This window comes from Microbacterium sp. NPDC090003 (assembly GCF_044748385.1).
GTDB lineage: Bacteria > Actinomycetota > Actinomycetes > Actinomycetales > Microbacteriaceae > Microbacterium.
This window is the reverse complement of the sequence record NZ_JBIVFW010000002.1, coordinates 382,433-393,616: the sequence shown is the minus strand read 5'-3', so window position 1 is coordinate 393,616 and position 11,184 is coordinate 382,433. Positions and strand designations below refer to the sequence as shown.

Genomic DNA, 11,184 nt, shown 5'->3' with positions numbered 1-11,184 from the left:
CCGGGTCGGGCGACCCGGGCGGTTCCGTTCGGCACATCTCACGATGACGCCGATGCGTTATACATGCATTACCGAATCACGCGGTGCAATTGGGTGCGCCGAGAGCGACTTTGGACAAGAATCCCGCCAGAGTGAATGGACCGGCTCCCACGACCACGATGCCGAGAACCATACCGCCCGCGGTCTTCCCGAGCCAGATCACGCACTGGACTTTATCCGCGGGAACGCTCGCCACGGCACCTGTTCCTGTGAGGCTGATGCTGTCGACCTGCTGGCCGTTGATGTATTTCTGAAGGTAAGAACCCTTGCAGTCGCTGAGCGGCGCGCCATTAGCCATCGAATACGACGACCCATCGGTGCCGACACAGATGTACTCGTAGTCACCCGTCGATGCGGGCTGAACGGCGACCTGAGCGGTGGCCGGCGCGCTGGCCGGCGCGCTCTGCGCGCTGGCGGCGCTCGGCGCGGCGATGGTCGACAACGCGACCACGGCGGCGACGCCCCAGCCGATCAGTGATTTCTTCTTCATGACTTCCTCCGATCACACCCCTTTGTGCGGGATATGGCCGGTACGTTTCCAGTGCTCCTATCGGCTGTCAACCCCTCGTTCAGAACGACGAACGCGGCGGCGGAATATGTCGCCTCGCGTACCGACACGAGGGTCACATATGAAGACAGAAATGACCCAGCAGGGAGTTTCCTCCGCATTTCCCGATATCGGCCAGAACGACAAACCGCCCGCCCCGAAGGGCGGACGGTTCGTCGTGAGACTCTGCGAATCGCTTACTGGTACGACTTCACGATCTCGAGGAGGCTCGGAACGTTGGCGTAGGCCTCGGCGGCGTTGTCCTTGGTGACGATCACCGGGTCGAGCAGGTACGAGTCGACGATCTTGGCCCCGTTGTCGTAGGACTCGGTGTCGTTGACGTCGACCTCCTCGCCCTTCTGCAGCTGCTCGACCATCTTGATGGCCTGCGCCACGAGGAGCGTCGTGTCCTTGTTGATCGTGGAGTACTGCACACCCTCCATGATCGACTTGACGGACTCGACCTCGGAGTCCTGGCCCGTGACGACCGGGACCGGCTTGCCCGCCTGCTGCACCGACGTGATGATGGCGCGTGCAAGCGTGTCGTTCGGCGAGAGGACACCGTCGATGACGGTGTCACCGCTGTACGAACCGGTCAGGATCGTGTCCATGCGGTTCTGAGCGTTCTCCGGGAGCCAGCCCTCCGTCGCCGTCTGAGCGATCTCCGTCTGACCCGAGACGACCTTCAGCGTGCCGTCATCGATCTTGGGCTGAAGCACATCCATCGCGCCGTCGAAGAAGACGGACGAGTTGGCGTCCGTTGCAGCGCCGGAGAACAGCTCGATGTTGTACGGAGCTTCGTGACCGGCGTTGGCCTCGAGACCGTCCAGGAGCGCCTGCCCCTGCAGCTGGCCGACCTTGAAGTTATCGAAGGCGACGTAGTAGTCGACAGCCTCGGTGTTCTCGATGAGACGGTCGTACGCGATAACGTACGCACCGGCATCCTTGGCCGCCTGCACCTGGGTGGCCAGCTGCTTGCCGTCGTTCGCACCGATGATGACGACCTTGGCACCGTTCTGCACCATCGCCTGGATCTGGTTCTGCTGTTCGGCAACCGTGTTGCTCGACGGCGCGTACTGCACGTCGGCCTTGAAGCCGGCGGCCTCGAGCCCGTCGGTGAACAGCTTGCCGGCGAGAACCCAGTTCTCCGACGTCTTGTCGGGGAGCGCGACACCGATCGTCGAGCCCGCCTCGAAGCCGGAGGCCTCTTCGCCGCTGCCGGATCCGGTGTCACCGCCGCGCTCCGATGAGCAGCCGGTGAGGGCGAAGGCGCCCGCGACGACAAGCGCTGTCGCCGAAACAAGGATCTTCTTCATGTGATCTCTTTCTCTGGTGTGTGAAGGTCCGAACGCGCGTGGGCCACGCGATCCGACCCCTACTTTCCGCTCGTCTTGTCGACGGGTGGGGCTTGGTAGGTCTTGTTGGGCTCGAAGGTCTCGGTGGCGGGATCCACCTGACGGCCGAACCGGCGTGTCATGAAACCGATGAGCGAGGGACGACCCTGCTGCTTGTTCCAGACGTCGATGCCGACAGCGAGGAGCAGGACGATGCCCTTGACCATGGCGACGACGTCCGACCCCTGCCCCAGGAGGGCGAGGCCGTTGTTGAGGAAGGCCATCACGAGTCCACCGATGATCGAGCCGATCACCGTTCCGATACCGCCGGCGACGGCCGCGCCACCGATGAACACCGAGGCGATCGCGTCGAGCTCCCAACCGGTACCGTCGTTCGGGCCGGAGGCCTGCGAGCGGGCGACGAAGATCATTCCTGCGAGAGCCGCGAGCATCGACATGTTCATCATGACGAAGAAGTCCACCCAGCGGTCCTTGACGCCCGACAGGCGCGCGGCCTGGCGGTTGCCGCCGACGGCGTAGATGTGACGACCGAACACCGTCTTGCTGGTGACGAAGGTGTAGAGGATGACGAGGGCCAGCAGAATGATGCCGGGCACGGGGAAGCTGGTACCCGGGCGGCCGGTCGCGAACATCCACGCGGCGATGAGCACGACGGCCGAGATCAGCACGACCTTGGTCACGCTCACCCAGAGCGGGGCGCTCTCGGAACCCATCTTGTGCTGGGCACGACGCGTGCGGATCTCGAAGAAGACGAGCCACGCCACACCGACCAGCGCGAGGAGCATGGTCGGGATGTTGAAGGGCAGAGGCAGGCCGATCTCGGGCAGGTATCCGGTGCCGATGATCTGGAAGCCCTTGGGGACCGGAATCGTCTGGGAGTCGCCGATGACTTGCTGCCAGCCGCGGAAGAGCAGCATGCCGGCCAGCGTCACGATGAACGCCGGCACTCCGACGTAGGCGACCCACAAGCCCTGCCAGGCGCCGACCGCGGCACCCACGGCAAGGCCGAGCAGGATCGCGAGCGGCCAGGGGAGGTTCCAGTCCTGCATGGCCTTCGCCACGATGATCCCGGTGAAGGCCGCCACGGATCCGACCGAGAGGTCGATGTGCCCCATGATGATGACCATCACCATGCCGATCGCGAGGATCAGGATGAAGGAGTACTGGTTGATGACGTTGATCAGGTTGCCCGAGGTCAGCGTCGCGCCGTTGGGCCCGTTGCGGATGAGCGTCAGGATCTCGAACAGCACGATGATGACGATCAGGCTGCCGAGGATTCCGAACTGACGCAGCGTCGAGGTTCCGCCGCCGCCGAACATCTTGGTGATGTCCTTGAAGTGGAACCCGCGCTTCGCGGTCGTGGTCTCGGTGGTCATGCGGTTGCTTTCTGGGTAGCGGAGGTCATGCTGCGCATGAGGGCCTCGGGTGTCGCCTGGTCGGCCGGGATGCAGTCGGTGACCCGACCTTCGAAGACGGTGTAGATGCGGTCGGAGATGCCGAGGAGCTCGGGCAGCTCGCTGGAGATCACGATCACTCCCTTGCCCTGCGACGCGAGCTCGTTGATGATCGCGTAGATCTCGTACTTCGCGCCGACATCGATGCCGCGGGTGGGCTCGTCGAGGATCAGCAGATCGGGGTCGGTGAACATCCACTTGGCGAGGACGACCTTCTGCTGGTTGCCGCCCGATAGCTTGCCGACGCCCTCTTCGACCGAGGGCGTCTTGATGCGCAGCGCCTTGCGGTACTGCTCGGCGACCGCGAACTCCGCTCGGTCGTCGACGACGCCGCGCTTGGTGATCTTGGAGAGCTTGGCGGCGACGACGGATCGCTTGATGGTGTCGAGCAGGTTGAGGCCGAGGACCTTGCGGTCCTCGCTCACGTACGCGAGACCGTGCTTGATGGCGGATGCCACGTCGGGCAGCGAGATCTCCTGGCCGTCCTTGACCATGGTCCCGCCGAGATACGTACCGTACGAGCGTCCGAAGATGCTCATCGCGAACTCGGTGCGACCGGCGCCCATGAGACCCGCGATGCCGACGACCTCGCCGCGGCGCACGTTGAGGCTGGAGCCCTTGACGACCATGCGCTCGGAGACGGTCGGATGCTGCACCCACCAGTCCTTGACCTCGAAGAACACCTCGCCGATCTCGGGGGTGCGGTCGGGGTATCGGCTCTCGAGCGAACGACCGACCATGCCGCGGATGATGCGGTCCTCGTTGATCTCGCCGCGCGAGATGTCGAGGGTCTCGACCGTGCGGCCGTCGCGGATGATCGTGATCTCGTCGGCGATCTGCTCGATCTCGTTAAGCTTGTGGCTGATGATGATCGACGCGATCCCCTTGGCCTTCAGGCCGAGGATCAGGTCGAGCAGGTGCTGGGAGTCGTTCTCGTTGAGCGCGGCGGTGGGCTCGTCGAGGATGAGCAGCTTGACGTCCTTGTTGAGCGCCTTCGCGATCTCGATGAGCTGCTGCTTGCCGACGCCGAGCGTCTTGATGGCGACGTCGGGGTCCTCGTTCAGGCCGACGCGGGCCAGCAGCTCGGTCGCACGCTGGGTCTGGGCCTGCCAGTCGATCGTGCCGAACCGGCGGATCTCGTTGCCGAGGAAGATGTTCTCCGTGACCGAGAGCTCCGGGATGAGCGCGAGCTCCTGGTGGATGATCGCGATGCCGGCGGCTTCGCTCGCCGCGATGTCCTTGTAGCGCTGCTCCTCGCCGTAGAGCAGGATCTCTCCGTCGTAGGTGCCGTACGGGTACACCCCCGACAGCACCTTCATGAGCGTCGACTTCCCGGCACCGTTCTCGCCGCAGATCGCATGGATCTCGCCGGCGCGGACGGTGATGGAGACGTCGGCGAGAGCCTTGACACCCGGGAACTCCTTGGTGATGTTTCGCATCTCCAGGATGGGGCCAGACACGGTAGGCAACGTTGCTGTGGTGCTCACGGATCTTCCTCGCGACGTGCGGTCACCTTCGATGTGACCGTTCACATTGGTACATACAACTCCGGCATATCGAACCTGTCAAGTCCGGCACGGATTTTCGTGTCGCTACCGTGACCTGCGCGGCGCATGGGGCCCCGCGGACTCGCGATCACGCACCGTGGTCTGGATCGGACCGAACTGCGGAGCCTGCTCCCCGCGGATCTGCGCGAGCAGGATCTTCACCGCACGGCGGCCCAGTTCGGGGAAATCCTGGTGCACCGTGGTCAGGGTCGGCGCCACGTGCGCGGCCACCGGTACGTCATCGAACCCCACGACGCTGATGTCGTCGGGAACGCGCACCCCGGCATCGCGGAACCCGTGCATGAGCCCGATCGCCATGAGGTCGTTGGCCGCGAACACCGCCGTGAAGTCCCGCCGACGCGACAGCTCCTGCCCGGCGAAGTAGCCGAAGTCCGCGGTCCAGTCGCCACGGATCGGCGGGAACGTCGGCAGGTCGGCCTCGCGCAGACCGTCGAGGTATCCGCGCATGCGCGACTCCGCTTCGATCCAGTCCTGCGGACCGGCCAGGTGCAGGATGTCGCTGTGTCCCAGGCGGATGAGATGCTCGGTGGCCGCTTTCGCTCCCGCGACCTGGTCCGCCGACAGGCTCACCCCGTCCGACCCCGACGCGGTCTGCAGCGTCACGAACGGGAAGTCGACGGCCATCCCCCGCAGTACGTGGAACACGCGCACCTGCGGCGCGAGCACCACGATGCCGTCGACCTGTTCACGGGCGAGCTGACGCACGGCGCTGCCGATGGCCTCGGGCGTGGTCGCTGCGAGGTTGAGCGTCGAGACCGAGTACCCCTCCTCGCGCGCGGCATCCTCGATGCTCGCGATCGACGAGGTCGGCCCGAACTCCCCGATCGTGGCCGAGAGCACGCCGAGCATGTTCGATCGGCTCGTGACGAGTGCGCGGGCGGCGAGGTTGGGCCGGTAGTCGAGCACGGCGATCGCGTCGAGCACCTTCGCCTTCGTCTCGGGCCGGATGCTCGGATGATCGTTGAGCACACGGGAGACGGTCTGATGCGAGACACCGGCGAGACGGGCGACATCGCGGATGCTCGGCATCCGGGCGCGCTCGGAGGCAGTGGACATCACGGCCTCCTTGCATGTGCACCCTCATGTGCACGGTCACATCGTAAACTCATTATGACCCTGAGCGCTCGAAAGCGCCTAGCGCGAGCACGGAGGGCGGGTCGGGAATCGGGTCAGACGAGGATGCGCGCGCCCGGCACGGGGCCGTGCACGTGGAGCGCTTCGCGACCCGCCTGCTGCAGCGCGGTCTGCACCGCCTGCGCGGACTCCGGATCGCCGCACAAGAGGGCGACCGTGGGCCCGGACCCCGACACGATGCCGTGGAGCGCACCCGCGCGGATGCCGCGCCGGATCGTCTCCTCGAGGTCGGGGCGTCGGTGCACCGCCGCCGCCTCCAGATCGTTGTGCAGGCTCGCCGCGAGCTGGACCGCGTCGCCCGAGCGGAGCGCCTGCAGTACGGGGATGGGCACATCGAGACTCAGCGGCGGATCGTCGGCGAGTGCGCCCGCCTCTTCGCGGAGCAGGTCGAGCTGCTCGTACACGACGGGCGTCGAGAGGCCTTCGTCGCTCGTGACCAGCACCCAGTCGAACCGGCCGCGGGCCAGCGCCGGGTTGAGCTCATCGCCGCGTCCGGTGCCGACAGCGGTGCCACCGTGCAGGGCGAAGGGCACGTCGGCCCCGAGACGCGCGGCCAGCTCGTGCAGTCGCGCGAGCGAGCATCCGGTGCCCCAGAGCGCATCGCACGCCACGAGGGCGGCCGCGGCATCCGCCGACCCCCCGCCCATGCCGCCGGCGACGGGCACGCTCTTGCGGATCTCGAGCGCCACGCCGCCGTGGTAGTCGGCGGCGGCGGCGAGCAGTTTCGCCGCGCGCATGGCGAGGTTTCGATCGTCGAGCGGGACGGCATCCGCGTCCACCGCTCCCGTGACCGTCACCGAGAAATCGTCCGCCGCGCGGGCGATCACGTCCTCGTACAGCGACACGGCCTGGAAGACCGTCGCGAGTGCGTGATATCCGTCGTCGTGGCGCCCGCCGACCCCGAGGAAGACGTTGATCTTCCCCGGGGCGCGGACGTGCACCCGATCGACGGACGCGGCGGAGCTCATCGGCTCACAGCTCCGAGGACTGGGCCCACAGGTTGACGTCGACCGTGCCCGACAGCGCGTCGATGCGGGCGAGCTGCTCGGAGGTGAACTCCGGACCGTTCACCGCGGCGACGTTCTCGTCGAGCTGCGAGACGCGCGAGGCGCCGATCAGCGCCGAGGCGACGACCGGGTTGCGCAGCGTCCACTGCAGGGCGAGCTGGGCGAGCGACTGCCCGCGCTCCTTCGCCACGTCGTTCAGATCGCGCAGGGTCTGCACGGCCTCGTCGCTCAGACGCCCCTCGGGCAGCGAGCCGCGCTTCTGCGCGCGATCGGCCGTGCCGTCGCCGAGGTACTTGTCGGTGAGCAGGCCCTGGGCGAGCGGGGTGAACGCGATCGCGCCGAGACCGTTCTGCGTGAGGGTGTCGTTCAGGCCGTCCTCGACCCAGCGGTTGAGGATCGAGTAGGCGGGCTGGTGGATGACGAGCGGCGTGCCTAGCTCCTTCGCGACGGCGACGGCCTCGGCCGTGCGCTCGGCGCTGTACGAGGAGATCCCCACGTACAGCGCCTTGCCCTGGCGGACGAGGGTGTCGAGCGCGGCGACCGTCTCAGCGATCGGGGTGACCGGGTCGACGCGGTGCGAGTAGAAGATGTCGACGTAGTCCAGGCCCATGCGCGTGAGCGACTGCTCGGCGCTGGCGAGGATGTACTTGCGGCTCGCGAAGTCGCCGTAGGGCCCGGGCCACATGTCCCAGCCGGCCTTCGACGAGATGATCAGCTCATCGCGGTACGGACGGAAGTCCTCGGCGAAGATGCGGCCGAAGTTCTTCTCGGCCGAGCCGTAGGGCGGGCCGTAGTTGTTGGCGAGGTCGAAGTGCGTGATGCCGCGGTCGAAGGCGTGGCGGAGCAGTGCGCGCTGGTTGTCGAGCGGGATGTTGTCGCCGAAGTTCCACCACAGGCCGAGCGAGATCGGCGGCAGGTACAGACCGGACGAGCCGACCTGGCGATAGGCGAACTCGCCGTAGCGGCCCTCGGCGGCGGCGTACGGGCGGTGCAGTTCGGGGACGTTCGGGCTGAAGCGGGGGGAGTCGGTCACGGTGCCAGATTAGTCGTTGCGGCCTGAGCGGCGATCCTCTGGTAGTCATCGACCGTAAGATCCTCACCTCGGGCGGTCGGAGCGACACCGGCGGCGGTCAGGATCTCGGACGCCGCGGCCGAGCTGCCGAAGATCCCCGACAGCGCCTGCCGCAGCATCTTGCGGCGCTGGTTGAACGCGGCATCCACGATCTGGAAGGTGCGACGACGTTCGTCCTCGCTCCCCCGCTCGCCCTCGGAGCGGTCGAAGCCGACCAGCAGACTGTCGACGTTGGGCACCGGCCAGAAGACCTGACGCGAGACGTTTCCGCTGAGCTTCCAGTCGCCGTACCAGGCGGCCTTGACGCTCGGGGAGCCGTAGATCTTCGATCCCGGCTTCGCGGCGAGGCGCTCGGCGACCTCGGCCTGCACCATCACGACGCCGCGCTGCAGGTACGAGAAGTTCTCGAGGAAGTGCAGCAGCACGGGCACCGAGACGTTGTAAGGGAGATTGGCGACGAGCACGGTCGGCTCCCCGGGCAGCTCGGTGATGCGCAGGGCGTCGGCATCGACGACCGTCAGCATCCCCTCGGGAACGCCGCGCTCCGCGGCCGTCTGCGGCAGGCGGGCGGCGAGACGATGATCGATCTCGACCGCCGTGACCTTCGCCCCTGCTTCGAGGATCGCGAGCGTCAGCGACCCGAGGCCCGGTCCGACCTCGACGACCCGCTCCCCCGGCTGCACGCGCGCGGCGTGCACGATCTTGCGCACCGTGTTGGCGTCGACGACGAAGTTCTGGCCGAGCTTCTTGGTGGGGGTGACGTCGAGCTCGGCGGCGAGGCGGCGGATCTCGGTGGCGCCGAGCAGGGTGACGGTCATTGCTCCATTCTCCCCCACGGCGGACGATGTCCCCGGCTCCCAGTACTCTCAGGTGGTGCCCACCCTCGGAGAACTCGTCGCCCCGCGCCGCATGGGGCGCGATTTCCCGTGGCTGCTGGCGTCGTCCTGGACCAGCAACGTCGGCGACGGCGTCGCTCTCGCAGCCGCTCCCCTGCTGATCGCCTCGATGACCTCCTCGCCGATCCTCGTCGCGGCGGGTGCCATCCTGCAGTTCCTCCCCTGGCTGCTGTTCGGTCTGCACGCGGGAGCGATCGCCGACCGCTTCGACCGCCGCCGCCTGGTGATGCTCGCCAACGCCGCTCGAGCCGTCGTGCTCGCCGCCCTGTGCGTCTTCCTCGTCACCGGCACCGCGAACATCTGGATCGTGCTCGCGGTGGCTTTCCTCTACGGCACGGCCGAGGTGTTCGTCGACACCGCGGGCAGCACGCTGCTGCCGATGCTGGTACGCCCCTCGGATCTCGGCATCGGCAACGCGCGGCTCCAGGCGGGCTATCTCGTCGCCAACCAGTTCGCCGGCCCGCCGCTCGGCGCCTTCCTCTTCGCCGCGGGCAGCGCCTGGCCCTTCCTCGTCGAGATCGTCTGCGTGCTCGCGGCCGTCGTCCTGATCTCGCGCCTGGCCCGCACCCCGGTGCCCCCACGCGAGAGCAGCGAGGGCGGCTCGACCGCCCACCCTCCCGTCCACACCGACATCGCCGAGGGGTTGCGCTGGCTGTGGCGCAACCCTCCGGTGCGGATGCTGGTGCTCATCATCCTGCTCTTCAACGTCACCTGGGCCGCCCCCTGGGGTGTGCTCGTGCTCTATGCGACCGAGCACCTGCACATGGGCGCGGTGGGCTACGGGGCGCTCACCACGGCCTCGGCCGTCGGCGGCATCCTCGCGACGCTGAGCTTTGGGTGGCTGGAGCGGCACATCTCGTTCGCGAGCCTCATGCGCATCGTGCTGACGCTCGAGGTGCTCATGCACCTGGCCTTCGCGCTGACCACCGTGGGATGGGTGGCGCTCGTGATCATGTTCTTCTTCGGCGCCTATGCCTTCGTCTGGGGCACGATCTCGACCACCGTGCGCCAGAGGCTCGTGCCCGCCGCACTGCAGGGCCGCGTCGCCTCCGTGAACATGGTCGGGGTCTTCGGGGGCATGGTGATCGGCCAGGCCCTCGGCGGCGTGATCGCCGAGATCTGGGGCCTCACAGCCCCGTGGTGGTTCGCCTTCGCCGGGGCGGCACTGACACTGCTGTTCGTCTGGAAGCCGATCAGCGCGATCGTCAGCGCGAAACCGGTCTCACAGGACGACCCGGTTCAGGAGTCGAACGAGCCGTAGACCCGCCGCGTGTTCGCGGCGATCCGCGCGCAGAGCTCGTCGACCTCGAGATCGAGCTCGGCGGCCATGAAGCGCACCGTGATCGGCACGAGATAGGGGGCGTTCGGCCGACCGCGCAGCGGCACGGGAGTGAGGAACGGGGCATCCGTCTCGACGAGGATGCGGTCGAGCGGCGTGACCTTCAGCGCATCGCGCAGGTTCTGCGCGTTCTTGAACGTCACGTTGCCGGCGAACGACAGGTAGTACCCGGCGTCCGCGCAGACACGGGCCATCGCATCGTCGCCCGAGAAGCAGTGGAACACGGTCGTATCGGGCGCGCCGACCCGCGTGAGCGTCTCGAGCACCGCGTCGTGCGCATCGCGATCATGGATCTGCATCGCGATGCCGTGCTTCTTCGCGATCGCGATGTGCGCCTCGAACGAGGCGTGCTGCGGACCCCGACGCTCGGGCTCGGTGCGGAAGAAGTCGAGACCGGTTTCACCGACGGCCCGCGTGCGCGGGTGCGCGGCGAGCTCGTCGATCACCGCGATCGCCTCGTCGAGGCGCCCCTCCTCGGCGTAGGTGGGCGCGTCGTTCGGGTGGATCGCGACCGCCGCGAGCACGCGGGGATCGGATGCCGCGGCGTCGACCGCCCATCGCGACGACTCGATATCGCCGGAGGACTGCACGACTCCGGCGATCCCGACCGCCTGCGCTCGATCGAGCTGCTGGCCGAGCGTCAGCGGCTCATCGCCGTCGACGATGTCGAGGTGGGCGTGGTTGTCGTACACCGCCACCGCCAGCGGCTCGGGAGCCGTCGGATACCGCAGATCCTTGCGCCCGTCGCCGTCTCGCTGCTGCACGTAGGTCAT

General features: G+C 67.4%; 10 protein-coding genes. 1 reads left to right on the top strand and 9 read right to left on the bottom strand.

All coding sequences use genetic code 11. The features are described 5' to 3' along the window. Positions 1-76: 76 nt before the first annotated feature. The 8 genes from ACIPVN_RS14810 to rsmA form a co-directional block, all read right to left on the bottom strand. On the bottom strand, positions 77-529 hold the full coding sequence (locus ACIPVN_RS14810) for a hypothetical protein (protein ID WP_400444298.1): 453 nt from the start codon (positions 527-529) through the stop codon (positions 77-79). Positions 530-783: 254 nt separating this feature from the next. Further along, entirely contained in the window at positions 784-1,902 is a 1,119-nt protein-coding gene (locus tag ACIPVN_RS14805) for a substrate-binding domain-containing protein (protein ID WP_400444296.1), read from the bottom strand. A 59-nt stretch (positions 1,903-1,961) separates the two neighbouring features. After that, positions 1,962-3,317, bottom strand: coding sequence for a multiple monosaccharide ABC transporter permease (gene mmsB, locus ACIPVN_RS14800; protein WP_400444293.1), 1,356 nt, complete (start codon positions 3,315-3,317; stop codon positions 1,962-1,964). Then, positions 3,314-4,834, bottom strand: coding sequence for a multiple monosaccharide ABC transporter ATP-binding protein (mmsA, locus tag ACIPVN_RS14795; RefSeq protein ID WP_400444714.1), 1,521 nt, complete (start codon positions 4,832-4,834; stop codon positions 3,314-3,316). The genes mmsB and mmsA overlap by 4 nt, the downstream gene beginning before the upstream one ends. A 153-nt stretch (positions 4,835-4,987) precedes the next feature. Then, entirely contained in the window at positions 4,988-6,019 is a 1,032-nt protein-coding gene (locus ACIPVN_RS14790) for a LacI family DNA-binding transcriptional regulator (RefSeq protein WP_400444290.1), read from the bottom strand. 113 nt (positions 6,020-6,132) lie between these two features. Continuing rightward, on the bottom strand, positions 6,133-7,065 hold the full coding sequence (locus ACIPVN_RS14785) for a 4-(cytidine 5'-diphospho)-2-C-methyl-D-erythritol kinase (RefSeq protein WP_400444287.1): 933 nt from the start codon (positions 7,063-7,065) through the stop codon (positions 6,133-6,135). 4 nt (positions 7,066-7,069) lie between these two features. Then, complete coding sequence (gene mgrA / locus ACIPVN_RS14780) at positions 7,070-8,137, bottom strand: L-glyceraldehyde 3-phosphate reductase (protein WP_400444284.1); 1,068 nt, start codon at positions 8,135-8,137, stop codon at positions 7,070-7,072. Further along, positions 8,134-8,994 carry a 16S rRNA (adenine(1518)-N(6)/adenine(1519)-N(6))-dimethyltransferase RsmA gene (gene rsmA, locus ACIPVN_RS14775; RefSeq protein ID WP_400444281.1) on the bottom strand — a complete coding sequence of 287 codons (861 nt, stop codon included), beginning with the start codon at positions 8,992-8,994 and terminating at the stop codon, positions 8,134-8,136. The genes mgrA and rsmA overlap by 4 nt, the downstream gene beginning before the upstream one ends. Positions 8,995-9,049: 55 nt before the next feature. Between rsmA and ACIPVN_RS14770 the strand changes: the two genes are divergently transcribed. Next, positions 9,050-10,333, top strand: a complete 1,284-nt coding sequence (locus ACIPVN_RS14770; protein WP_400444278.1) for an MFS transporter — start codon at positions 9,050-9,052, stop codon at positions 10,331-10,333. Here the strand turns inward: ACIPVN_RS14770 and ACIPVN_RS14765 are convergent. Further along, complete coding sequence (locus ACIPVN_RS14765) at positions 10,312-11,184, bottom strand: TatD family hydrolase (RefSeq protein ID WP_400444275.1); 873 nt, start codon at positions 11,182-11,184, stop codon at positions 10,312-10,314. The two genes, ACIPVN_RS14770 and ACIPVN_RS14765, sit on opposite strands and share 22 nt — an antisense overlap.